Annotated in this window: 15 protein-coding genes; 7 read left to right on the top strand and 8 right to left on the bottom strand. The window is 41.0% G+C overall.

The window, feature by feature from the left end:
- Window positions 1-332: 332 nt before the first annotated feature.
- A complete protein-coding gene (locus tag G337_RS0121050; protein WP_028865598.1) occupies window positions 333-1,223 on the bottom strand; it encodes a LysR family transcriptional regulator in 891 nt (296 codons plus the stop codon).
- A gap of 116 nt (window positions 1,224-1,339) precedes the next feature.
- On the opposite strand from G337_RS0121050, the gene G337_RS0121045 reads away from it, so the two are divergent.
- The 4 genes from G337_RS0121045 to G337_RS0121030 all read left to right on the top strand — a co-directional run bounded on the left by G337_RS0121045 (window position 1,340) and on the right by G337_RS0121030 (window position 6,776).
- Complete coding sequence (locus tag G337_RS0121045; RefSeq protein WP_028865597.1) at window positions 1,340-2,194, top strand: SDR family oxidoreductase; 855 nt, start codon at window positions 1,340-1,342, stop codon at window positions 2,192-2,194.
- A 122-nt stretch (window positions 2,195-2,316) separates the two neighbouring features.
- Window positions 2,317-3,204, top strand: a complete 888-nt coding sequence (locus G337_RS0121040) for a nuclear transport factor 2 family protein (RefSeq protein ID WP_245597692.1) — start codon at window positions 2,317-2,319, stop codon at window positions 3,202-3,204.
- Window positions 3,205-3,583: 379 nt separating this feature from the next.
- Entirely contained in the window at window positions 3,584-5,602 is a 2,019-nt protein-coding gene (locus G337_RS0121035) for a HAMP domain-containing methyl-accepting chemotaxis protein (protein WP_028865595.1), read from the top strand.
- A 922-nt stretch (window positions 5,603-6,524) separates the two neighbouring features.
- Entirely contained in the window at window positions 6,525-6,776 is a 252-nt protein-coding gene (locus G337_RS0121030; protein ID WP_028865594.1) for a hypothetical protein, read from the top strand.
- A gap of 1,807 nt (window positions 6,777-8,583) precedes the next feature.
- Here G337_RS0121030 and G337_RS0121025 read toward each other — a convergent pair.
- Complete coding sequence (locus G337_RS0121025; protein WP_028865593.1) at window positions 8,584-9,801, bottom strand: phosphoribosyltransferase family protein; 1,218 nt, start codon at window positions 9,799-9,801, stop codon at window positions 8,584-8,586.
- An 810-nt stretch (window positions 9,802-10,611) separates the two neighbouring features.
- On the opposite strand from G337_RS0121025, the gene G337_RS0121020 reads away from it, so the two are divergent.
- The gene (locus tag G337_RS0121020) at window positions 10,612-11,781 is read left to right on the top strand and encodes an ATP-binding protein (RefSeq protein ID WP_028865592.1); all 1,170 of its coding nucleotides are present in this window, start codon (window positions 10,612-10,614) and stop codon (window positions 11,779-11,781) included.
- 42 nt (window positions 11,782-11,823) lie between these two features.
- Here G337_RS0121020 and G337_RS0121015 read toward each other — a convergent pair whose 3' ends face one another.
- Window positions 11,824-12,225: a hypothetical protein gene (locus G337_RS0121015; protein WP_028865591.1), complete on the bottom strand. Its 402-nt coding sequence runs from the start codon at window positions 12,223-12,225 to the stop codon at window positions 11,824-11,826.
- A 203-nt stretch (window positions 12,226-12,428) separates the two neighbouring features.
- Complete coding sequence (gene rihA, locus G337_RS0121010; protein WP_028865590.1) at window positions 12,429-13,367, bottom strand: pyrimidine-specific ribonucleoside hydrolase RihA; 939 nt, start codon at window positions 13,365-13,367, stop codon at window positions 12,429-12,431.
- A 409-nt stretch (window positions 13,368-13,776) separates the two neighbouring features.
- Here rihA and G337_RS0121005 point away from each other — a divergent pair, with 409 nt between their 5' ends.
- Together G337_RS0121005 and G337_RS0121000 are read left to right on the top strand one after the other, a co-directional pair.
- Window positions 13,777-14,736 carry a TAXI family TRAP transporter solute-binding subunit gene (locus G337_RS0121005; RefSeq protein ID WP_028865589.1) on the top strand — a complete coding sequence of 320 codons (960 nt, stop codon included), beginning with the start codon at window positions 13,777-13,779 and terminating at the stop codon, window positions 14,734-14,736.
- A gap of 127 nt (window positions 14,737-14,863) precedes the next feature.
- Entirely contained in the window at window positions 14,864-17,467 is a 2,604-nt protein-coding gene (locus G337_RS0121000; RefSeq protein WP_028865588.1) for a TRAP transporter permease, read from the top strand.
- An 85-nt stretch (window positions 17,468-17,552) separates the two neighbouring features.
- Here the strand turns inward: G337_RS0121000 and G337_RS0120995 are convergent, their stop codons facing one another.
- The 4 genes from G337_RS0120995 to G337_RS0120980 are packed head-to-tail and all read right to left on the bottom strand — an operon-like array spanning window position 17,553 to window position 26,743.
- A complete protein-coding gene (locus tag G337_RS0120995) occupies window positions 17,553-21,545 on the bottom strand; it encodes a translocation/assembly module TamB domain-containing protein (protein ID WP_028865587.1) in 3,993 nt (1,330 codons plus the stop codon).
- A complete protein-coding gene (locus G337_RS0120990) occupies window positions 21,542-23,254 on the bottom strand; it encodes an autotransporter assembly complex protein TamA (protein ID WP_028865586.1) in 1,713 nt (570 codons plus the stop codon). The genes G337_RS0120995 and G337_RS0120990 overlap by 4 nt, the downstream gene beginning before the upstream one ends.
- Window positions 23,254-25,773: a bifunctional diguanylate cyclase/phosphodiesterase gene (locus G337_RS0120985; RefSeq protein ID WP_028865585.1), complete on the bottom strand. Its 2,520-nt coding sequence runs from the start codon at window positions 25,771-25,773 to the stop codon at window positions 23,254-23,256. The genes G337_RS0120990 and G337_RS0120985 overlap by 1 nt, the downstream gene beginning before the upstream one ends.
- Window positions 25,766-26,743, bottom strand: coding sequence for an ABC transporter substrate-binding protein (locus tag G337_RS0120980; protein ID WP_028865584.1), 978 nt, complete (start codon window positions 26,741-26,743; stop codon window positions 25,766-25,768). The genes G337_RS0120985 and G337_RS0120980 overlap by 8 nt, the downstream gene beginning before the upstream one ends.
- Between the last annotated feature and the right edge of the window lie 79 nt (window positions 26,744-26,822).

Here is a 26,822-nt window from a genome sequence, read left to right as displayed (position 1 = left end):
TTCAAAGCAGTATGTTGTCTCTGAATAATTTTACGTTACTCCATTATTGTAGTTCTATGGTGTAAAGGGGCACAAACCGACTTAAAATTTTTGCACTATTAATCTGTTGATGCTACCGCATTTAAGCTCGCTTTCTCCCAAGCGAGCGTAAAAGCTTCAGCATTACTAATTTTATCGCGAACCCTTATGCACTAGATCATTATGCTAGACCGTGACATAGTCGCCATTCCTTCTTTTAGAAGAAGTGTCGTAACTAAGTAAAGTCCTATTCTATATCCATAGTTATTGAGTGAATCGTTCCGGATTAGTCAGCACTGTGATGAGCGGCTGAATTATGTAAAAGTATCACCTTCCCGCTTAAGAAAATCTATCAAGGTACGCACTCTTAGCGGCATCAAAGCCTTGTTCTGATATACGGCATATAAAGGAATGGCGATATTATGAACTTCCGGGAGGATCCTGACCAACTGACCACTAGCTAACTCATGTTTAACCGCAAAGTCTGGCAAAATACCAAATCCCATATGATTGTTCAGGAGTTCTTTCAGTGAATTAGTAGTGCGAACCTGCACTTTGGGGGTTTTACTTAGTTTTACCACCTCTCCTTGTGACGACTTTAGCAGCAGCTGTTTATCACCATGCACAATATTGTGACTCACCCAGTCGAGTTTAAGCAGATCTTGCGCTGACTGCAGCTCATCAAAACGTTTTAGGTATTCGGGTGAAGCGCAAATAATATCGTCAAATTCTCCGATTTTAGCTGCAAACAGACTGGAATCTTCGAGTGCGGAGGAAGCACGAATAGCGATATCACAGCGGGATTCTATCAAGTTGATATAGCTGTCACTTTCCATAATATCCAACTTAATTTGCGGATACCGGCTGAGAAACTTACTTAAGAGGTTAATATATGCAGCACTGCCGAAGGGCAGTGAAATTCGTATGAGACCGCTTGGCTCGCTGCTGAGTTTCTGTGCTTCATTGTTGGCCTGCGTCGCTAACTCCTGAATCATTTGACACTTTTTGTAATAACTCACCCCAGTGTCTGTGAGTGATAAAGAGCGCGTTGTACGATGAAGCAGCCGTGTATTTAATTCCTGCTCAAGCTTGGTAACTATCTGAGAAACTCGCGCTTTGCCAATCCCTGACTGTTCCGCAGCTTTGGTAAAAGATTGAGTTTCGACCACCTTGGTAAACACCATCATGTCATCTATCGAGATCATTTTATATACATTGTTTAGTCATAGTTAACTATGAGTTTATTTCACAGGTGATTATCAATCAACTACTAAATGATATATTTATTCCACACAGTAAATAAACGAATGGAGTTAGAAATATGATTGTTGTAACGGGTGCAACTGGCCAGCTAGGCCGTCTAGTAATTAAACATTTAATCAGCAAAGTAGATGCTTCCAACATTATTGCGGCGGTTCGTACTCCTGAAAAGGCAGGCGATTTATCTGCCTTGGCTGTGCAGGTGCGTGAAGCGGATTATTCAAGACCTGAAACGCTAAAAACTGCGTTCGCGGGTGCAGAGAAAATTATTCTTATCTCATCAAGTGAATTAGGGCAAAGAGCAGAGCAGCACATGAATGTTATCGAAGCAGCGAAAAGTGAAGGTGTATCTCTTATCGCCTATACAAGCTTACTGCACGCAGACACGTCTCCTTTGGGACTGGCTGCAGAGCACATTGAAACAGAGAAATATTTAAAAGAGAGCGGAGTGCCGTTCGTGCTGCTTCGCAATGGCTGGTATACAGAAAACTACCTTGCAAGTGTCGCATCTTCCATTGAGCATGGCGCCTTTATCGGTAGCGCAGGCAAGGGAAAAATAAGTTCAGCAGCGCGGGAAGATTATGCACAGGCGGCAGCAGTGGTCCTTACCTCAGAAGAGCCTCAAGCAGGAAAAGTTCACGAGCTGGCAGGTGATCAGTCATACACGCTCACTGATCTTGCGGCTCTAATCAGCCGGGAATCAAGTAAAGAAATACCTTACGTGAACCTTCCGGAGCATGAGTTTAAAGGTGCACTTGTCGGCGCTGGACTGCCGGAGCCATTTGCGGCATTGCTGGCGAATTCTGATACTGGTGCTTCGAAGGGAGGATTATTTGATGAACAAGGTGAATTAAGTTCTTTGATCGGCCGCTCTACAACAAATCTAAGTGAGATGATTAAAGCTGTTCTTGCATAGATAAATACCTTTTGCTCCGCTCTTTTTTTTTATCAGGCAGGGCTTTTGTTTATGTTTAATATTCAAAATTTTATAACAAAGATGCTCGCAGCTAGTGAGCATAACCATCAGGAATATTTAAAATGGAATTAAAAATGGAATTGAAAACCTCTTTTATCGCAGCAGCAATGCTTACAACAGTAACAATGCTCAGCGCATGTGGAAGCACAGCAACTGAGTCAAATGACCCAAAGGTAAACAGCCCAATGAAAGAAACAGCAATGGAAGCGCAGGATGCATTTTTTAAAGATTTTGACGCAGTAGAAATGCAAAAATATTTTCGTGAAGATTATATTCAGCATAATCCTCATGTACCTACAGGACTAGCCCCTGCACTTGGTTTTCTACCTGTGTTAAAAGACGCTGGATTAACCTATAAAACCCATCGATTATTAGAAGATGGTGATTTTATCATTATGCACAATACCTACGATAATGCTGAATTATTTGGTGCTAAAGAAGTTGTTACTTTTGATGTTTGGCGTATGCAGGACGGTCAAGTAGCCGAGCATTGGGATGCTGTTTCTCCAGTTATCAAGGAAACAGCGAGTGGCCGTTCTCAGTTTGACGGGCCGACTCTTGTTACAGATACAGACAAAACTCAAGAGAATAAGCAGCTGATTGCAGACTTCATGGAAGATGTTTTTTTTGGTAAGGCGCCTGAAAAAATCAGTGAATACATCAGTACAGAGCAGTATGATCAGCATAACACTATGGTAGAAGATGGTTTAGTTGGCCTTAACGAAGCACTTGCCTTCTTAGAATCTCAAAACAATATGTTCGACTACCAAAAAGTTCATCGTATTTTGGGTGAAGGTAATTTTGTATTAGCGCAAAGCGAAGGCCGATGGAATGATAAAGCACAAGCGTTCTACGATCTGTTCCGCATTAAAGACGGTAAAATAGTAGAACACTGGGATATTATCCAAGAAATTCCTGAACAAATGGCTCACGACAACGGTATGTTTTAAATGTAATTTAGAGCCTCATAACAGAGGCTCTTTCATTTAACTTATTACATTTTATTTCTGCAGGGGTGAGGATACATAGGTTTAAAATTAAGTAGTAGAAATCAGTCTTAATTCCACGCGGAGCATGGGAAGTAGTAAAATAAAAAACTTCTAAACAGCGCGTGAACTTGCCCCCGTAATTCCAAGGCTTTATATAATTAAGCTCTACCCTGCATTCTCATTAGTCTACCCAGCTTTTCTATTTATAACACCACATTAGATAAAACTCATTTATTGACTACCATTTACCTGTAGATACATATATTTCAGAAATCGTTGACGCACAATTCAAGCTGGTCAATTTTTAGATTCATAAATTTTTGTGAACTTAGGACGCATTATGAAACTTACAATCGGTAAAAAACTTAGCTTATCATTTGGTACAATATTATTGCTTATGACTGTTTCAGCTATGATCACCTATTCATTAATACTTGAAAATGAAAAAATCCAAAATAAGGTCCTCACTGACAGAATGCAGACTGTATTACTGGGGAAAGATGTTATTAATGGGGTTAATAAATCATTAGCAGCATTACGCGGTTATATGATATTGGGAGAAAATCCTAAAAAAGCTGAGTTAATGAAGTCTCAACGTACTCAAGCCTGGTTAAATATCGATCAAGCTATTAAGCAATATGATATTTTATCCAAAAACTGGACTGTACCCGCTAATATTCAACGTTTAAGTACAATCAAATCAGAGCTCAGCACATTTAAAAATGCACAACAAAAGATTGAAGATATAGCACACACCTCGGATAATATACCGTCTTATCACTTGTTACTCACTAAAGCGGCTCCCAAAGCATCATTAATGCTGCAGCATATCACAGCGATAATTAATGAGGAAGCAGCACTAACTGCCAGCCCTGAGCGTAAAACCCTGCTGAAAAATCTTGCCGATATTCGAGGCTCTTTTGCCATCGGAATTGCAAATATCCGGGCATATTTATTATCGGGTAATGATGACTTCAAAGATGAATTTAATAGAAAATGGCAAACTAATGAACAGCGTGTAACAACAGTAAACTCTTCAATGCAGTATCTGTTTAACACTACACAGTTAACTCATTGGCAAAGCTTTATCAAAACACGAGAAGAGTTCAAAAACTTACCGCTGCAAATGTTTGATTTACGTAGTGCTGATGACTGGAATAAAGCCAATGCCTGGTTAGGAACAAAAGCAGCCCCCAAAGCCGCCAATATTTTAGATCTACTTGCAGAAATGAAAGTTTCTCAAGAGCAGCTGCTTGCTGAAGATTCCGCAGAAGCGACAGCGGTAATACAGTTATTAAAAACAACATTAATCGTAGTAACATTAATATCATTGCTTGTTGGTACTGCTTGTACCATTTTATTTAGCCAAAGTATCTTAAAACGCTTAAGCAGCATTTTAACACGATCAAAAAGTATTGCAGATGGAGACATGACAGGAGAGAAACTAGTCCCTAAAGGTAATGATGAGTTAACTGACTTAACCGTTGCAGTTAATCAAATGTCTCAATCACTGCAAGTATTAGTGCGGCAAACAGCTGAATCAATGCACGATGCTTCAAAAGGTACAAAAGATATTTGGACAGCCAACCAGGAGATGGCTACTGAAATAAATGGTCAGTCTGCACAAGTACAGCAAATTGCATCTGCAATTGAGGAGCTTTCCAATTCTGCTAATGAAGTCTCAAATAATTGTACCTCAGCATCAGAAGGTGCCTGTGATGCTTTAACATTAGCCAAGTCAGGTGGAGAAATTATAAATAGCTCATCATCGCATATGCAGTCTATTAAAAGTGCTTTTGACAGCAGCTCTGATGCAGTCACCTCTCTGAACCAGCAGAGTAATGTCATCGGTAATATTTTAACTGTGATAAAAGGCATCGCCGATCAAACCAATTTGTTAGCTTTAAATGCCGCCATTGAAGCCGCTAGAGCGGGTGAACAAGGCAGGGGGTTTGCAGTGGTAGCAGATGAAGTTAGGCAGTTAGCAGCAAATACCACCGATGCAACTGTCGAAGTTGAAACTGCTATTTCAACTATGTGTAGTGAAACTGAAAATGCAGTTCTTTTAATGACAGAAGGTGCTGATATGGTTCAACAAGGTGTTGATATGTCAGATCAAGCGGCTTGCTCCATTACTGAAATTATCACCAGCGTCAGCGAGGTTGTATCACAAATTCAAGCTATTGCCGCAACCGCCGAAGAGCAAACCATGGTTACAGCTGAAATAGCACAAAATACAGAGAAAGTATCTTTTGTGACTCAACAAGTTAAAGCAGGGGTTGATAATGTTGTATTTCTGTCTGACACAGTAACGCAGAATACAACAAACAGAGCAGATAAATTGATAAAGATGATTTAAATATGTTCAATGTGTTGTAAACACTTAAGCATCACGGTCTGGTCTTTTAATCTACAAGATTAAAGACCAGGCACTGATGGCTTCGGTAGACCTCTACTAAATCTTTGCAAACCTTTTATCTTATATTCTATATCTAAACGTTTATGATACAGACGTATCTCGTTCCCACGCTCTGCGTGGGAATGCATAGGTTTAAAGTTGAGTAGTCGATATGTACCGGTATGAATTCCCACGCGGAGCATGGGAACTAGTAAAGCTCTAAAGCAAATTGAGATGCTTATTAACAGAAGAGCTGGTTAACTTGTTCGAAGTTATTTCGTTTACGTGATATAAAAATAATCAGCAGGGCACTTAAAATAATTTTAGCAGTAGTACTCATACTAGAAATTTTTTATTACAGACAAAATTAATCTAATTAGTTGCGTGTAAGTCCGACTGCTGTATTAATCTGATTTGATAATTAAATAGAAACAGATCCAACCGACAGCCTCTGAAAAATATAACCGTAAATACAATTCAGCCATCCAAATCAACCTGTTGTACGGTTAAATAATATGATTTTTGTTTCTCAGTTTTTCTGAACGTGTGCAGTTAGCCGAATTATTGTATAGATTTTACGTGAGAGCGTTTAGATATTAAACAAGCAGTTCCAAAGCCCAGTGTTTACGGGCTGTACAGGCAATATGTTTTAAAATGAACGAATCAAAAAACACGGGTAAATAACTGTAAAACAAACTAATTTGTATATTTAACAAACAAAACAGCTGTTTTTTGCGAAGCTGTTAAGAAAGGTGGAGACGTACTATTGAAGTAAGCAATTTGCCGCAGCTGCACTAAAATTACGGGTGACCATATTTTAAAGTTGTAAAAGTGCGCGGGTTAAACTAAGCGTTATGGTTGTCCTAACAGTAAGGGTTTTAAGATGAATAGTGCAGAACAAATTAGCACTGCAACTGTTAATGATTTGATGGAAGTAATAGAGCATGATCTAATCATAAACAATGTCGCAAAAGAGCTAATCAAAGAAGTAGTCAGAGACGCAATTGACTTAGAAAACCAAGGTGAGCATCCAGACCTGATGAAAATTGTTGATGTAATCAATGGTGAACAATGGTCTGAATTATTTACCGAATCAGCAGTAAGAGCCGCTGATTTAATTAAACATTATCATTAGTTAGTATTGTAGTTACCTCAATAAGTGTATTCAAAAAGCTATTTTTAAATTCTGCTGCAGCAAGAGTTTGAAAATAGCATCATTGAAGTAATCCTAAATAAATTCATTTGAGAATGATCGTTTTTCTCTGCAAGCCTTAAATAGCAAGGATTGCAGACGGATAACAATAAATAGAATGAATTAACCAGGCTGTTTAACATTTTTCAAGCTCCGCCATAGATAGGTATATTATACATTTTATGTTAAATGCGATTATGTTCAATAGCATGGAAATCTAGACAAGATCAGATCTGGATCCAAACTTCAATTATCACAAGATATATAGGCATCACTATCTAACCATAAACCCTATTTAACATAATATACATTATGCGCAGTTATCTGTTTTGTTCTGTAGGGGGATTATCTTAATAAATCTCATTAAATTTAAGATCTACGTCAGCTATAAAGTTCACACACTGTGTTGTTAACCTATTTTTAAACTTGATGTCTATTCTACTCTTTACACCATCATCTATGTTATTTAATAAATCTTCTTATATTTAAACTTTCCGGCTCTACGTATAATCTAAGCTTTTTTCTGTCTGCCGTTACTCGCAGATTTCAACGATAATTATCTAAACCTGTCATGTCTGTCATTATTCATAGATTTCACACCGCCAACTTATCCATTTATTGTTATGGACTGTCACGTAAAATCTGAGCTGGTTATGTCTGTTATTACCAGCAGATTTTACACAGCTAACTTGTCGATTCGTTACTATATTCTGTCACGTAAAATCTGAGCCTTTTGCGGCTGTTATTACCCGTAGATTTTACACAGCAAGCTAATCGTTAAATCTAAATTACCTTTAAGCTTTTATTGGTCATATCATCCAAGCTCTTTATATATTATTAACTTACTTAATTTGCTTTATTACCTTAGCTGTTCATAACCAACTTTAAGCACTGGCCAACAATATTTAAACTTCACTTAGCTATCTACTAATAGTTTTCACCTGTAATCAAATCGTAACAAACCAATTATTAAGTTATGTATTGGGCGCTTAAGATTCTCTTTAATCCAATGCGGTTACTAGTTTTCAATTCATCTATTTTTAGCTGACGATTACCTGTGATTATCAGAAACTAAACTTAACCGAGCATCCATAAATATCAGTGTTTATATAATCAACCCGTTTAATATCAGATAAATTAACTGAATTAGATTGTTACTTAGCTGTTTAAGTTTAATAAGTCAGCTTTTCACAGGGAGCGGATTAAAACTGTATGTACATACAGCTGTGTTGGTATTTGCGTAAAAATGAAGCTTTTTACAGTGATTATTGCAGTTTCAGGACAAAATATAGACTAAGCGCCCTTTTATTTATCTATTTAATTACTGTTATTGTATACAGTTGTTTTTAAAGTCCCGTAAATACGTGTCTTTTTACAGTTAGCGATAAAAATTTAGTACAAGCCCCCTTTTATTTATGCCTCGTTCAAGCTGTACTGATTCAGCTTCGTAGAGATAAATATAACTGAGTTTTGCAGTCATTTGAGCAGAATATCAGCAATAACAAGCTAATTATGCAACAATTGCGTCATTCATTTCTTACTGATTCCCCTGAAAGGCCTGCTATTAATGGGCTTAACAACCATCTGTCTGTTTTCTGAGCGCTCTCACGTAAAATCTGTAAAGAAAACAAGCTATTGTATCGAAGCAGAAATCATATGAAGCATTAATCTATTTATTTAAAGGCATATCCAGCCATATAAAAAGCTCGACCAATGCCGAGCTTACTCGATGACTCTTTTTTATGAGCAGCTATTTGTCCTTCTTTAAATCTGACAATTCTTCGCTGTGCCAGATCTTACGCTGAAAGCGCGGGTTCTTTGAAGACATATCAATCTTGTATGGATTGGCTTCTGAATGATATGGCAAATCTAAAATGTTAGAGAGCTCTTGTGCTAGCCATTTTTCAACTTTAAGCACGACGAGTTTTTTACGTAAACGTCCCTGTTCATCTCGGTTTAGAATAGTTGGCAAAGTGTTGAGCGTTAAAATTTCACCAATGGCAGGATGGACCATTCGCTCGCGCCCTTCATCACTGGCATAGAAATGCGAAACAGCAAACACCATGCGCTCAGGATTTATTTTTTGTAAAAACTGACAAGACTTAACCACCGTAGAGCCGGTGCGAACCATGTCATCAAACAATACAATGCTGCAGCCGTCTAGATCTTCAAAGGTGTGTTCGCTTTCCTTGTGCAGGGTAATATCCACTTTGCGTTCATTGCTGCGTTCTTTGTCGAGCATGATAAATTTTGCTTTAGACAAACCTAGCGCATTGAACATTTCTTTCACGAAATCGCGGGCTCCTTTATCAGGTGCGCATAATACTAAGCCTTCACCATCAGGGCCGTAATTTAAAATATTGCTATTCAATAAATAGTGAGCGTAAATTTGATAAGGGATCAGATTATGAAAATCACCTTCAAATATTTCTGAGAAAATACGCTGCACAGAGTAAGAATGATTGTGAATTGTCAGTACGGTATCAACACCAGAGAACTTTAATAACTGTGCATATAACTTTGCCGTGAATGCCTGACCATCGAATTTTTTTATGTCATTAACGTCGCGTTCAAAATGTGTTTCACCTAAATTTTTATGAGCTCCTCTATCTTGTGCACTGTAGAACAGATCAGGTTCAACCAGAACAACGCGGCTAGCACCATTTTCTTTAGCGGTTCGGGCTATGACCAGATTAGCCATTGCCAATTCTTGACGAGATTTAGTATGGCTGCTGGTACTGACAATAACCACGGTCTTGCCGTTCAGTGTTTGACCTATCGAATCCATATCCAGTTCATCCGAGATGAAACGTGGACAAAATTCAGAATTCATAAAGGTTTTCATGCTGATCAAATCAGCAATATCTTCATGCTGTCCCATAGCGTAGGCTATATCAATTGCAAACGGGTTGTCAGAAGTATTACTTACAACGACGAGATTACTAGACTGACTGGTTGATAAACTCATGAACAGATCCTTGCCAAAATAGACGATTGGAGGTGGAGGAATTTAGACGCTAATTTTAATATTAACGCTTCCTAATCGATACTGTGTATACATACAAAGTTTCGACTTTTTCGTGCTTAGGAACAATCAATTCCTTTTACCAAAAAGATACACTGTAAATACACACAGTTCGTTTTGAACAAATAGGTAAATATGTGCATTTTTCACAATTAGCAATACACATTTGCCAAGAGCCGCCTTTTATTTATACCTCGTTTAAACTGCACTAATTCAACTTCAGCTTCGTAGAGATAAATTTAACTGCGTTTTACAGCCGTTTGAGCAGATTATCAGCAATAACAAGCTGATTAACCGAATAATTAGATCATTCATTTTCAACGAACCGTTCTGAAAGACCCGCCATTATTGGCTTCAATAACTTATTGTCTGTTTTTCAAACGCTCTCACGTAAAATCTACATATAAATCAAAGTGTTGTATCAAAGCAGGAAATCTCAGAAGTATTAATCGGCTTATTAAAACGCATATTTTATTATAATGAAATGTGACAGTGTCACACTGTTGTGAATTTGCTTTTCTCTTTCTTTAAAAAGCAACTGTTCAATACATTGTCAGATCTAAAGACCAGTCGATAATCTACATTCTGTGATTATCAAATACGGCTTAACCAAGCCCCTATTAATATTAGTTTTTATAGATACACTCACATAACTGCACTATCCTTCAATAATCTCAACGTCTTGATCCATCTAAATACTTGCGGTATGCTTTAGTACCAACAGGTTCGTACTAAGGTATACCAAGAGGAATTATGAAACAAATTAACTGGCACTATCAACGCCCAGAACTTGCAGAACAATATGTTAAGGCGGTAGGTTTAAGTCCAATATCTCGTATCGCTTTACTTGGTGTGCGTCGAATTGGTAAGACGGCATTCCTTCTTAAAGACCTTGCACCTATTGCGGAAAAGCTGGAGTTTCTGCCAGTCTACCTTAACATGTGGGACAACAAAGAATCACCTCAAGAGCATATTGTTTTGACCCTGGAGCGATATATAGCAGCACTTAAGAGCAAAACCAGTCAGTCAATCAGGCAGCTGCTGTCGTCTGAGGTAAAAAAATTAGACATCAATCTTGGTGTAATCAAAGCAAGTTTTGATACCTCTACTTCATCTCTAAGCAGTGTCACTGCCTCTGAAATATCTCAAATCAGCGAACAAATTAAAGAGATTGTCAGGTTGTGTGATATCAGTGATAAAAGACCGCTTTTCATTATTGATGAAGTGCAGCACTTGAACACTTCGGAAGCATTTCTGCCTATTCAGTCATGTTTGCGAACCAATTTTGATACTTTCGATGAAATCTGCGTTATCTATGCAGGATCTTCACGCGGCGGTGTTGCGGCCATGTTTAATCAAAAAGAGTCAGAGCTGATAAGTAATAACAAGGTAATTAAGCGTGAAATGCCCTTCTATAACAGTGCCATTTTAAGGGAGTTTCCTACTCTTGATGAAAATAGTGTTGAATTCTTTTGCTCATTATTACAGGAATACTTCCAGCTGGACTACTCTGTTGATGCATTAGAGAGTGCATTTAAAGAGTTAGAATACTCACCATTCTGGTTTCGAGTTTTATTGACCGAGGTAACGACTAATCGAACTGATATAGAAAGTGCAATGGAGATTGTTAGAGCCAGGATTCGTATCGACGGAGGCTTAGATCAGCTTCTTCGAGATCTGAAACCACTCGATAAACTGGTTTACGTGCGAATGTACGAGGCTGAATCTAAGTACAGCAGTGAAGATTTGAAGTTCTACTCTGAGCATATGGGAAAAGAAATCAAAAAAAGCTCTGTTCAGAGTTCAGTTAAACGATTGAAGAAAAAAGAGCTGCTGACCGAGCATGAGGGAGGTATCTTCTTCGAAAAAGCGGGTCTTTACAAGTCACTAAAAAGCCTAATGGAAGGCGGCAAAAGAACTTGATAACCTCCAAAATTGTGCTGTTGCAGTTAATGCGTGACAGTGTCACGCATAGTTGATTTGTTTTTCTCTTTCATTTAAAAGAAGCTGCTCAATAATTTGAATTTTTGTTAATCCGGATTCAGCCGCCATGGTTTCAAGTACCTGGTGTGCCTGCAGCGAAATATCAATATCCAGCCTTCTTGTTGTTAACTTTCTATTATCACGTTTTTTATAAGTTCGTAATGCTGCAGATAATTTCTTTTTCCCGGTCACGGAAAGATTACTTTCTCGAAACTGCTGCAGAGAATGATGATCAACAAAGGCAACCAGTCCAGCTCCTTCAATCTCTTTTTTTGCGGCGTTTAAATCAATAAATGAATCGTATTTCAGGTTATCAATCTGTCTTCTGATCCATGATTCCTGAATGTCATAATAGTCATTAAATATGTTCACTACCTTCGCCATTTTAGCTCTTTAGATTTTGATTGATAAAAATAATTTGTGACAGTGTCACACTTTGTGCAAATATATAGTCTACAATGGATTTTGTAAATCCTTTGGCAGCAGGAAATTCCTTACAAACACAGACTGTTAAAATACTTTGAACAGCGCTTAATTGAGGCTTGCCCGAACAGGACAAACACTCAAATTTTTTAAATTTACTTATTTTAGCGGCCGTATGCCTGCAGGCTTTCAACTAAGAGATCGACAAACCCCTCTCTGTCCAGATCAAATAAAACTGTCGCGTTAGTTTTATTTCCTGTCAGCTGATAACGGTCAACCACAGTCATTCCCTGAGTAAGCTCACCTTTAGTTTCAATTCCGACCCAGCATTCCTGCGCTTCAAACAATTCAGGTTTAAGCATCCAGGCGATAGTACATGGATCATGAAGCGGCGCACCGGCAAATCCCCATTTAGGATCTCTGTGGTAAACCATAAAGAAGTCGAGAAGCTCAGCCACACATAACGCAATCGGATTATCAACGGCGCGGATCCGCTCTATATCTTCATCCATAATCTGTGCTCGATGCGTAACATCCAGACCGCACATGGTAATAGGGATACCGGATTTAAACACAATATCAGCAGCTTCTGGATCAACATAAATATTAAATTCAGCTGCCGGTGTCCAGTTTCCTACGCCGGCTGCACCACCCATTAACACTATCCGTTCAATTTTATGATGAAGTTCAGGATGACCGGTCAGCAGTATAGCAATATTGGTCAGCGGCCCCGTCGGCACAAGTGTTACAGGTTCACGGCTTTCCTTAAGCTGCAGCGCCATCAGTTCAACAGCCGTTAGAGTTACGGGAGAAAAACCAGGATCGGGTAGTTTGGGGCCGTCAAGTCCCGTCTCACCGTGGACATTATCGGCAATAATTAACTCTCTAGACAGTGGTTTAGGCGCCCCGCCCGCCACTGGAATATCGCTGCGTTTTAGCAGGGTGAGGATGCGCAGCGCATTATTAAGCGTTTTATCCGGGGTCTGATTACCAGCACTTGTGGTCACTGCTAGTGGAGAAAAAGCATCACTGCTAAGTGCAAGAATAAGCGCAATCGCATCATCATGGCCGGGATCACAATCTAGAATTATCGGGCGTGTCATTGTCTAACTCCTTTATTTTAACAAAAAAGCAGATTAACACGGCCGCAGCACTGGTAATGCGTTAACCTTCACATTTTAAAACAGATAATGCTTCAATTTCACTTATAAATCAGTACTTAATCAATACACTACATCGATATTAGCCGCTCTGTTCTGTGCTCCTTAAAGTCCTGTTTGTGGTTAATAAAAGCAAATATTTTCATATGCAGAAAGTAATATAAAAATTATATTTTAGCAAAGCGCATGCTGCATCACTGCTGCCCAAGTAACATTTTGTTAACATCGTCGACGAATGAAAGACAGCCATGGATCAGGCGAATATGATGATAATGTAACCGCCTGGACTATTGCTGAATTCGTTTTGCTTTACGGGCGGTAACAATTCAAAAACACTCGTAGAGGATACAAAATGAAGAATAAATCCCTTTTGGCAGCGGCTGCTTTCACTGCAGTAACTCTTGCTCCACTGACTCAAGCTCAAGAATTCCTAACTATCGGTACCGGCGGTGTTACTGGAGTTTATTACCCTGCCGGCGGCGGAATGTGCCGCTTGATCAACAAAGATAACAGTGATCACGGAATTCGCTGTAACGTCGAAAGTACCGGCGGCTCTGTATACAACCTCAACACACTTCGTGCCGGTGAATTAAGCTTAGGTGTTGCACAGTCGGATCAGCAGTACGATGCTTATAACGGTAAAGGAGCCTTTGCAAAAGCGGGTAAATACGAAGATCTTCGCAGTGTTTTTTCTATCTATACGGAAGCTTTCACGGTTGTAGCGCGTAAAGATGCCAATATCAAAACTTTTGATGATCTGAAAGGCAAACGGGTAAATATTGGTGAGCCCGGCTCAGGTCAACGTGCCACAATGGAAGTTCTGATGGATGCAAAAGGCTGGGAAAGCAGCGATTTCCGCCTTACATCAGAGCTGAAAGCAGCCGAGCAGGCACAGGCACTTTGCGATAATAAAATAGATGTCATGGTCTATTTTGTCGGTCACCCTAACGGAGCAATTAAAGAAGCAACCACCTCATGCGAAACGAATATAGTCAGTGTTGATGATACAACTGTTAAAAAACTGATAGAAGATACGCCATATTACGTCTCTTATGACGTACCCGGCGGCATGTATCGCGGCAATGAGCAGACGGTAACAACACTGGGCGCTAAGGCAACAGTTGTAGCCAGTGCTAAAACGTCGAATGAAACTATCTATCAGGCTGTAAAAGCAGTATTTGATAATTTTGACACTTTCCGCAGACTGCATCCGGGTTTTGCTGATATTGAAAAATCAGATATGTTAGACGGCAATACAGCACCGATGCATCCAGGTGCGGCTAAGTATTTTAAGGAAAGCGGTTTGCTTTAGTAAGCGACTGAAAGCGGCACTTCGGTGGCGCTTTTTCACCTCCCTCTTTTGCCGTTTTATTTATACACAGTTCTTAATCTGGGTATCTGCGCAAAAGTTTCTCCTATCCTTGAAAAGAATTAACTATATGCAAAATACTCAAACTTCAACACAGTTACAGGAAATGGCGGCAAACGTCGATTCCGGTGCCCGCCAGCCAGAAGGTATCAGCGGCAGGTTTATTTCCATTGTTGCCTTAACCTGGGCACTGTTTCAATTATGGTATGCATCACCACTGCCGTTTACACTTAACTTCGGTATCATTAACGATTCTCAAGCCCGGGTTATTCATCTGTCATTTGCAGTATTCTTAGCTTTCACAGCATTTCCTGCTTTTAAAAATTCACCAAGAAACCGCGTACCAATACAGGACTGGTTATTTGCCCTGACCGGCGCCGCTTGTGCAGTATATCTTTTTGTATTTTACAGAGATCTGGCAACACGCCCGGGCGCACCGATTACTATGGATATTGCGGCTGCAGTAACAGGTATGGTGCTGCTTTTAGAAGCAACTCGCCGCGCATTAGGGCCTGCACTGATGCTCGTTGCCGGTGTATTCTTAGTGTATATATTTGCCGGTCCTATGATGCCGGAAGTAATTTCACACCGCGGCGCATCACTGGCCAAAGCTGCCAGTCATCTATGGATCACCTCGGAAGGTGTATTCGGCATTGCGCTTGGCGTATCAACCAGTTTTGTCTTTCTGTTTGTATTATTCGGCGCCCTGCTGGAAAAAGCCGGTGCCGGTAATTACTTTATAAAAATGGCGTTTGCTTTATTAGGTCATATGCGCGGCGGTCCGGCAAAAGCGGCGGTTTTAGCATCCGGTATGACCGGATTAATTTCGGGTTCTTCAATAGCCAACGTAGTAACAACGGGCACCTTCACCATTCCATTAATGAAACGTATGGGCATGCCGCCTGAAAAAGCCGGCGCTGTTGAAGTCGCTTCCTCCTGTTACGGACAGATTATGCCGCCGATAATGGGCGCGGCGGCCTTTCTAATGGTTGAGTATGTAGGTATTCCTTATGTGGATGTAATTAAGCACGCCTTTATTCCGGCCATAGCAGCCTATTTGACTTTCCTGTATATCATGCATCTCGAAGCATTAAAGGCCAACCTTAAAGGTATTAAACGCACAGCAGCACCTGCCCCCTGGAAGATTCGCCTGCTGCGCTCCGGCATTACCCTTTCCAGTCTGTTTATTCTTGCCGGTGTCGTTTATTTTGGCCTTAATTTAATCCAGGCTGCTTTGGGCGGAACAGCTGTTTTTGTTATTGCGGCGACTGTATTAGCTTCATATATCGCACTGGTTGCACATAGTGCTAAGTACCCGGATTTGGAAATTGATGATCCGAGCAAACCTGTCGATTCTCTTCCGGAATTAGGCCCGACAGTGAAATCCGGTCTGCACTTCCTGCTGCCTGTTATCATCCTTGTCTGGTGTCTGATGGTTGAACAGCTGTCTCCTGGGCTCTCTGCTTTTTATGCGGCGGCATTTATGATGTTTATTCTGCTGACACAAAAGCCGATGTTTGCTTTTTTCAGAAAACAAAGTAATTTCAGCGAAGAGTTTAAACTCGGTGTTGATGACCTGATGTCCGGATTAGAAACCGGTGCCCGCAATATGATAGGTATCGGTGTTGCCACCGCAGCTGCTGGTATTGTAGTAGGCGCTGTAACCCTGACGGGACTTGGCCCGGTTATGACTGAGCTGGTAGAAGTACTTTCCGGCGGCAGCTTGATGGTGATGCTGGTACTAATTGCAGTGATCAGCCTGATTTTAGGTTTAGGCCTGCCGACAACCGCTAATTATATTGTGGTATCTAGTTTAATGGCGCCGGTTGTAATGACCCTAGGTGCGCAGCACGGCATGATAGTACCGCTGATTGCTGTACATCTGTTTGTTTTTTACTTTGGTATTATGGCCGATATCACCCCTCCGGTAGGTCTGGCCGCATTTGCAGCTTCGGCTATTTCGAAGGCCGATCCGATTAAGACCGGAGTTCAAGCCTTTAAATATGCAATGCTGACTGCCGTCTTGCCTTTTATGTTTATCTTTAATACCGATATTATTCTGGTCGGCATCGACAGCTTCTGGCATGCGGCTTTTATCTTTGTTGTTACTCTTACGGCAATGTGTTTCTTTGCAGCCGCGGTTCAAGGTTACTTCTTCGCGCGTAACAAACCAGTGGAAACTCTTTTACTGATCCTGGCTGCATTCTCACTTGCCCGTCCTGACTTCTGGCAGAACCGTTATGCACCGGAATTCATTGATCATCCCGGCAGCGAAATAACTAAAGTAATTGACAATATAGAACCTGGACAGCCGCTTCGTCTTAAGACGGCCTATAACACAATAAAAGGCGAACAGAAACAAACCGTGGTAGTACTTGAGCTTCCTGCTCAAGGCACAGGTCAGCAGCGTCTTGAAGAGGTCGGTTTGACCCTGCTTGAGAATGACAAAGGTGAAACTGTAGTCGATATGGTTACCTGGGGCAGCGCCGCGGAACAAGCCGGTCTGGATTTTGATCAGGTAATTCTGGCGGTACAGCAGCCTAATCAGCGTTTTGCTAAACAGCTGGTTTATATCCCTGCACTGTTACTTGTCTGGTTAGTCTATATGCTTCAGATAAGCAGACGTCGTAAGCAGAAAGCGGAGTCAGTTGAAGCTGAGACACAAACCATTTAACACTGATACACAAGCCATATATCGATATAGACCGGCTCTTGTGACAACAGAGCCGGTTTTCTAACAACAAACAGCTGCCTCAGAACTAATCCCAGTCAAACTGATAATAGGCATCAACCGCTTGATAAATCCCGTTGGATGCTTCAATGTAAAAACGTTCGAATAATTCATAGCGTATTGCCAGTATGGTAAAGCTGTCAAAAACCCCCACACCGTAACTTAACTGTATACCCGGTGCAATATAGCCGCTGACACCAACCGACTGCTGATCACCGCTGCCGCTTGATGAAAGTGAAAGATCTTTAATGCCGACCGTGTTGCCTAAATTTGTCACTAAATCTTCAGACTGACCAGCACCGATACTAACCAGCATACTGGCTAACTGATTACTACTGCTGCTGCCGTCGGAAGCCGCATCTAATGATTTACCGCGGGTAATGTAAGATAAAGCATCCTGCTGCGACATTGACGGATCAGAAAATATAACCAGTTTTAACTGATCCGGTGTGCCGGTAACACGCACTCCTGCAGTGACACCGTCTTCGATATTATTGGGATCTCGTATTGCTTCGATGGAGATATACGGCGAGTCTGGAGCACCTTGAAAGATAACACGGCTTTTCTGCAGAACCAGCTGCTGGCCTAGAGAGCGGTAACTTCCATCGACAAAATTTAACTCGCCGTTAATTGTTAATGCTTTCTGCGGCTCTTTAGCTATCAGCATATTACCGTTAACAAAGGTATCCAGTCCCATTGCAATAACCTGCAGTTTTGAACCAAGATCAACTTCAAGATCAATTTTGATGGGTAATGTAGAGGCATCCTTGGGTTTTTCTATGTCTATAACAACAACATCTTTAGATGTTGTCACAGCTCCCTCCGGCAAGTCTTTAACGGTAATTCGCCCCTGATTAACCAGTACTTTACCTTTTAATTCAATATATTCATCTATTACTAACTGCAGATCCGGACTGATTAGCAGATCAATTTTTTCGTAATCATAAATCTCCAGCTTATTAGCAAAGAAGTGCAGGTTACCTTTTAATTTTTTCTTCCAGTCAAACTGTCCTTTAATAAATGCTTTGCCGGTGTCTGTCTCTCCGGCCGCTGCTTTGGCCTGCTCCTCTGCCAGCTGCTGCTGTTTAGATTTGATGCCGACAACATTTAATGAACTGTTAATAATACCAAGTGCACTGTTTACAATCTGCTTGGCCGGTTTACTGTTTTCTTTCTGCTGTGAGTCTCCAGTGTAGAAAGAGCCGTTTATCTCCGCTCTTGTATCACGAACTGTAATCAGGGTGTTTAAACGGTTTATCTGCACCGGGCTGCCGACGGCAGTGATTCTGATATCATTGAAATTAATTAAACCATTAACAATCGGATTTGCCAGCGGGCCGTTAACATCAAGGTCACTGTGCAGACTGCCGGTTAATTTCTCAAGCTGCGGGACAAGTACAGCAAACGGTGAAAAATCGGGAATATCTATATTAACCGATGCTTCAATACCTGCTTCTTTTTTATAGGGGAAGACTTTTCCCTGGATTTTTGTATCGATTAATTTATCTGAAAAAATCAGTGCAGATAAATCAGTCTGCTGTTCATTGCCTTTAAGGCTGATATCAAATGACTGCACCGGATATATAACCTGCCCTTGTGCACTTTTTTCCAGATTAACTTTAACCGCCATATCTTTGGAAAAAAGGTTAATATCAAACTCAGGTTTCTGCTCTTTTACCCACTTAATATCCGCATTAGCAGATACAGCTCCGTCAAGTTTCAGCTCTGCAGGCAGCAGCGGATCCAGGCCGCTTAATAAATATGAGTCAATATCAAAAATAATGTCGCCGTAATCTCCGGCAGTAAATTTATTAATACACAACTTTCCGCTTTCGGCTGACATCTTATTCGATGACTGCCAGCAGTGCTCAGTCAGTGTTACCTGATTATTTTCAACAATTACATCAAAAGGTCTGTTTAAAGTAAGACGCTGACTGGAGATATCAATAACGGCTGTGCTCAGCGCCGTCAGCCACTTATCTTTTTCCTGAGTCAGTTTAACCTGCAGATCCGTTGACAGCAGTTCGCTGTCTATGGACAAATCAACTGCATGTACCTGCGCCTCTGCGCTGCTGCCGGTATTTCGAACCCTGACTGCGGCGGATTGAATTAGATGATCGTTCACAACAATCTCAGCGGCATTTATATCTAAAAATACCTGCGGCTGTGCAGAGATAACTGAGTCACTGGAAAGTTTAAAATGCCCAAGTGATGATGTCTGATAACTTACTTCCTGCCCCTGTAGATCCGCTTTAACACTTAAGTTTTCCATAGGACCTTTGACTGCAACGTTGCCACTGATAGCGCCGTGACTATCAAGCAGAGCGTGCCCTAAATCAACAATGTTTAAAGCAATAGTCAGGTCACTTTCCTGTGCAAAGCTGCCGTTAATATTGAATTTGTTATCTGCGTTATGCACAATAAAATCGTTAAATGCAATACCGCTTTTATCATCACCGGATAACTGTCCGCTTAGTGAAAACGGCAGATCCAGGAAAGTACCGTTAACATCCATTTCCGGTATGGAAAAATCCCAGCTCGGTGCAGCCCCCTCCTGCAGTTTTACGAGCGCATTTTGTTTAATCAGGCCGGAGAAGTTACCCGTATACTCAGTGTTAAGCTGCTTTAAATCTACAGCATCTAAGAACAACTGCCCCTGCCATTTAATACTGTCCTGCCATTTAATACTGTCCTGCCATTTAATACTGTCCTGCCAGTTAAGCAGGCCGGAGAGGTTTACCGAGCCGTCTAACGTGTGAACAATTAACTGCTGCAGATTAAGCTCCTGTAAATTCCCCCGGGCAGACAGGGACAGCTGACCTGCGGGCACATTCTCAATCAGGTAGTCAGTATTAATCTTAAGCTGATAATTATCCGCACTGCCGGTACTCTGCACTCTTCCCTGTTTAGATGAGTACTGCTCAGTCTCTGTTAACGGCCAGCGTAAATTCTGCCAGTTTAAATCCAGTTTATGCGGTAAGTTCTCTGCAAACAGATTAACCTGCGTCTGCAGCTGCATTGATATTTTCTTAGATAAGCTTAAATCAGTGCTTAGTTGTGCCAGGTTTCCCGAGCTTTTAATATTATAGAGCTGGCCTGCTAATAGTGAAGCGGGCTGCAGCTGCTTCATTGATTTCAGCTTGCCGTTCAGTTCAATATTTAACGGATATCTTTCAGTGAAATCAATATCTCCAGCAAGGCTGAGATCGGTTTCCGGAATATCGAGCACTAATGAATCAATGGTAAGTTTAGAGTGAATAAACTTAAACTGTGTGTCTAATGAGTTAAGTTTAAATAATTCCTGTTCTCCCTGTTTCAACTTAAAATCGCTAACTGTAATGGGAGCTATAGACAGGTTAAGCGGCAGAATTATCTCCGGCAGATCCCCCTCTTTTAATAATGCTGGAATGCTTTGTAATTTTTCCGATGAAGAAGCTGCCTGCTGCGTTTCTGCGGCTTCAGGTAAAGTCACCAGTAAACCGTTAACAGCACTGCTGACTGAAATATCTTTATCTAAGCCGTGTGCCTGTAATGAAAGATTCTGCAGCTCCACGCTTAACCCGCCTAGTGCAAAATAAATATCCGACAGGTTGATTCCCTTCAGTTCAACTTCTACAGGCAGCTGCATATCAATGACCGCCTGTGTTTCTGACGGCGGCGGCTGGCTGCCGTTATTTGTATCGGCAATAATAATATCTGCGCCGGAAACATTCAGCTGCTGTAAACAGAGCTTGTTAAACAGACAGGACCAGTCAAAAATATAACTGGCAGAGTTTATGGAAATCTTTGTTTCACCGTCATTCCAGCTAATATCTGAGTAGACTGGTGAGTTAAATATACTGCCGCTTTGCAGCTCAATTGAAAAGCGAGATTCGATTTGCTCGAGAGCGGCAAAAACCAGCCTGCCGCCGGAATGGGTAAACAGCAGCAGACTAATACTCAGCAGCACTGCAGTTACAAGGGAAAGCACGGTAATAATACTGAACTTGCTGACTGTCAGTATTGTAGATTTCAAGCTCATAATTCAGGACCGATCATAAAGTGGAATGTAAAAGAATTTTCTGTCTCGGTAAGCGGCTTAGCAATATACAGACGGATCGGACCAACCGGTGATGCCCATACAACCCCGGCTCCGGCTCCTATTGAAACCTCCTCGGAATAATCATTAGTTGCAGTACCTGCATCGGTAAACAGTGCCAGTTTCCAGTTTTCTGTTACCGGCATTCGATATTCCAAACTGCCGACCGTCAAATAACGTCCGCCGATCAATAAACCGCTGCCGTCTCTCGGAGCGATTTTTTCGTAATCATAACCACGGATACTCTGGTCTCCACCGGTAAAGAACCGCATAGAAGACGGTACATCATTAATAGAGTCAGCATAGATAGCACCAAGCTCCATAGAAGCAACAAACTGGTGTTCATTATAAGTGCGGATAAACTTTGAACTGCCGTAAACTTTCACTAAGTCTGAGCTTGATAACCACCACTGGTTTGATACTTCCAATGAAAACATATGTTTGCTTCCCCAGTTCGCATTAATGCCGCCTCTGCTGCGGCTGTTGCTGAAACTTACTCCAGGGAGAATCAGATCCGTTGAATAACTTTCCTGGCCCTGAATACCATTTTCATGGTCGTATCGTATAAACGCAGTCTGCAGCCAGTTATTTGATAACCGCCAGTGACGATTCAAACCAAACAGATATTGATGGGTGACGGTATCATTCTGATCAACATGTTTATAACCGCTTTGTATGGAAAAATAATTATATAAAGGGTCTTCCAGCGGTATTGAGTAAGTGATAGAGGTTTCCTGCTTGGGAACAGATGCAACCAGATTTCCTTCAATAGAGTGTCCGTCTTCGTTTACCCAGGGTCTCACCCAGCGGAATTTTCCTCTTACACCTTCATCGGTACTAAAACCAGCCCCGACATTAAAGGAGTCCTGCGGCTGCATTTTGGCTATAACATGTAATGGAATCAGCAGCCCCTGCTTATCTTTGACTGCAGGCAGAATGGTAATGGTTTTGAAATAATTTGTTTCGTTCAGATCGGCATTAAACTGGCTCAAAATTCCCGAGTCATAGGGATCACCTACTTTAAAATTTACTAAGGTCTGGATATATTGTTCGGCAGCGACTTCAGTCGTAAAGACTAGTTCGCCGAACTGATAGCGTGGACCGGTATTGAACCACAGGTAAACGGCGGCGCTGCTGGTTTTTGAAGTCACCTTAACAATCGATTTATCAAACTTAGCGTCAAAATAACCGCGGCGCTGGGCAATACTTTTCAGGCTGTCTTTTGCACTTTCATAATTACCATGATGCAGTTTATCATGCAGTTTAAGTGCAAAGTTCTCTAAGACTTTATTAAACTCACGGTCGCTTTTTCCTTCTCCGATAATTTTAACGCTCAGGGTGGTAATTTCACTGCGCACACCGGGCTCTATATTTAAAGTAACCAGCTGGTCTTGATCCTGCTCTGTCACCTTGATCTGCATGCTTATCTGATAATAGCCTAATGCATTCAAACCTTCTCGAGTAGAATCTTCAACCTGCTGCAGATAACCGCTGCTGTCGGCATTTTTAGGCTGACTGAGTCCTTTCAGGTGGATTTCAATATTTTCACGGGCTTTATCATCAGTCCCGTTAACTTCAAAAATCACCTCCGCAGCCAGAGCCGCATGAAAAAAAACAAGTAATATTAAAAAGCAGGATTTTATCATGTTCATCAAGTTATTTTTTTCAACTCATTTTTACTGCTGCTGTGCACTGTTTTATGTCCTTTGAATAACAGGGTTTGAAAGTCTTTTTTAGCTAACGGCGTGCCGATATAATATCCCTGAAACTGAGTACAGCCGCTTGCAGTTAGAAATGTTAACTGTTCCTGTGACTCAATACCTTCAGCAACAACATCGAGCTTCAATGCCTGTGCCATACTGATAATCGCATTAACGATAACTTTTTGATTCTCGTCGTGCATTAAATTTACAATAAAGGACTGATCAATTTTTAAAGTTGATACGGGCAGTACACTTAAATATGCGAATGAAGAATAACCCGTTCCAAAATCGTCAATCGCAAAACGTAAACCTAACTCCCGCAGTGTATTAAGTTTATTTATCACCAGGTCCATATGCGCAACTAGAATATTTTCCGTGATTTCAATTTCGATAAATCCAGGGTCTATCTGAGTCTCTTCCAGGTAACGTTCAATTGAACGTACAAAGGTAGTCTGCAGCAGCTGCTTAGGACTGACATTAATTGATAATGTGGTAAATGATTCTGGTAAGCCGAGCTTCTGCCATTGAGCAAACTGTTCAAATGAGCTTTTAACCACCCAGTCTCCTAAAGGCAGTATCAAGCCGCAGTCTTCGGCAACGGGAATAAAGTCGCCCGGGTTAACCCAGCCCTGTGCACCATGTAACCAGCGGGTTAAGGCTTCTGCACCGGTTAACTCCCCCTGTGCATTGATACGCGGCTGAAAATACAGTGTAAACTCCTGATTTTCAAGTCCTAAATGGATCTGTTTCTGGAGGTTATGGCGTGCTAGTATTTTCTGTTCAATTTCTCTGGCAAAGAAACTAATATTACTAAACTCGTTGTTTTTAGCATTTTTCATTGCCATCGCAGACTGGCGGAGCAGATCGTTTGCATCGGCATCTGCCGTTGGAAACAGCTCAATACCAAGCACACAGGACAGTACAACATCTTCACCGTCGATAATGAATGCTTCTTTTAATTTTTTGTCCAGATGCTGTGCGAACTCTAACGCCATTTCAGCAGCATGTTCACTGTCTTTATGCAGATCCGGCAGTACGGCAACAAACTCACTGCCCTGCAGATGTGCAATAAAATCAGGGCCTGATTTTAATTCTTCCAAACGTCGAGCGATTAAATACAGAAGCTCATCACCTTTAAAGTGGCCCTGCAGATCGTTGATTGTTTTGTACTGGTTACACTCAATAAATATAACTGCACCATGCAGTTCGTTATGCTGAGCACGGGCCGCTTCCTGGGCAATATGAGCTAATAACTGACTGCGGTTCGGCAGCTGGGTGATCTCATCAAATTGTGTCTGCTGTTTAATTTTTTCTTGAGACTCTTTATAAACACTGACATCGGTGTTGGTACCGATTACCCGTAACGGCTGTCCGTCAGCATCCCAGGATACAGTCTGACCGCGGCTTAATATCCAGCGGTATTCACCGTTAAAACAGCGCACCCTGTGAGTATTTTCAAAAAATGAATTACGCCCGGTAAAATGGAAGCGCAGATCCTGCAGTACGGCAAACAGATCTTCCGGGTGAATCCGCGATTCCCATTCATCAATATCAGTGCCGATATCACTTTTGTCATATCCGAGCATCTCTTTCCAGCGGGTTGAATAATAAACATTATCGTCGCATATATTCCAGTCCCATACACCGTCTCGAGCACCGCTTAGCGCATATAACCAGCGCTGCTCGCTTGCTGATAAACGGTTTATATTGTTTTTTACTTCATTAGCCAGTTTCGCAAAGGAGTTTTGTAAAAGACCAACTTCACCAATACCGCTCTGATCAACCTCAATCTTATTGCTTAAATCAGAAATATTAGTGGACAGTGCCAGCTGATTCAGCGGTCTGATAATAATTCGATTTAAGAAATAGATAAGCAGAAACAGAGTCACCAGTAAGGTAGTTGAAATCTTAATCAAAGATACAAGGGCATTATACTGCAGCGACTTTATTGCACTGGTCAGTGAATAGCGAATGAAAATAAGACCGTTATATTTACGGTTTAAGCTGTTTCCTTTGGACAGCATCTGCAGCGGAGCATAAACAATTAAATCCTGAGTTCTATCATTGTACTGAAAAATAAACTCATTTTTTTCAATTACCTGCGGCAGAAGATTACCGTCATATTGTTCAAGCTGCAGTTTAGAAAACATATATTTTTTGCGTAAATCGTTACTTAAAATAATCTGCTGATTATGATCAACAATAGCGATGGTTTTAAAGTTCTGATCCAGCGCAGTTTCCGATACGATATGCTGTGCCTGAGCTTTTTCTAAACGCATTAATGTATTAGATAAGGTTGTCTGTAAATTACCGGCGATCCCTTTGATATACTGCTCTTTTTCAATATAAAGGCGCTTCTGCGCCTGCTGATATTCTAGATAAAATACACAGCCCTGCAGCAGGACAAAAATTGCAAAAAGAATTGCCGGGATAATAACGCGCAGTGACAGCTTATTAACGTTATTCATAAATAACACGCTCCAGTATTCTCGTTGAAATGAGACTGTTAAAGTTAGAAGGTATTTTGCCGAGCATATTCTTTGCGGTCATAAATTTGCTTAACTGGCTGGCCTGCAGTTCGATATTTGAAGGTGATCCGGATAAGCGCATTAATGCGTCACGGGGTTCAATAAACAGCGTACCGCTAAAGGACTTTTCTAATAAATACGGATAAACCTGAAGCCGGACAGACATAGTTGTCAGCGCATCTTTAGGATTTTCCTTATAATATTCCTGAGCCTTATAAAAACGTTTCAACAGCTCCGTTATCTGCTCTTCTTTACTGTAGAAACTGTCTTCTCTCGTAACAATTAAATGAGTAATACGCTGTTCTAGAATACTGGAATTGAGCAGTTCAACTGCGCCTAGTTCGAGCAGCTGCTGTTTCTGCGGTTCCCTGACAATCAGCGCATCAATATTCCCCTGCATATAAGCATCTTTTACTTCATTTTGTTTCACTTCATATAATTGAATGGTCTGATTGTTCAATCCTGAAAGGGACATCATTTCATCTAATAACAGTGCGCCGGCGGCTTTGTTTTCATAACCTATAGACCGCCATTTTAAGTCCTGCAGTTTTTTAATTTCCGGTTTTGCTAATAATGAATCTCCTCCCACGGACTGATCAATCACTGAGATTATTTTAAGGTCAATACCCAGTGCCACCAGGGTTAAAACTTCGTCAAGTGATAAAAAAGCTACGTCGAGTTTACCGGTCTGAAATGCCTGGGTTACACTGGTTGAAGACGGCAGCTCAAATAAGGAAAACTGCTCAGGATTGAGATAATTCAGCTGCTTTGCTAAAAATAGAAATTCATAATTCGGCCAGGGAGCGGCGGCTACGGTTAGAGGCGGCTTATAGGGCTGGCAGCTGGATATAAAAGAGACTAACAAAACAAGACATACTAAGCGTTTAGCAAAGAGGAAAAACAATTTCATAGAAGATCCAAATTGAAAATAAAAATCAATAATTGATTTCATAAACATACAGTTTAGGATCATGACAGAAAGTAATTGA

The sequence above is a fragment of the Psychromonas aquimarina ATCC BAA-1526 genome, from assembly GCF_000428725.1.
In the GTDB taxonomy this organism is placed as follows: domain Bacteria; phylum Pseudomonadota; class Gammaproteobacteria; order Enterobacterales; family Psychromonadaceae; genus Psychromonas; species Psychromonas aquimarina.
This window is presented reverse-complemented; position numbering and strand designations above follow the sequence as displayed.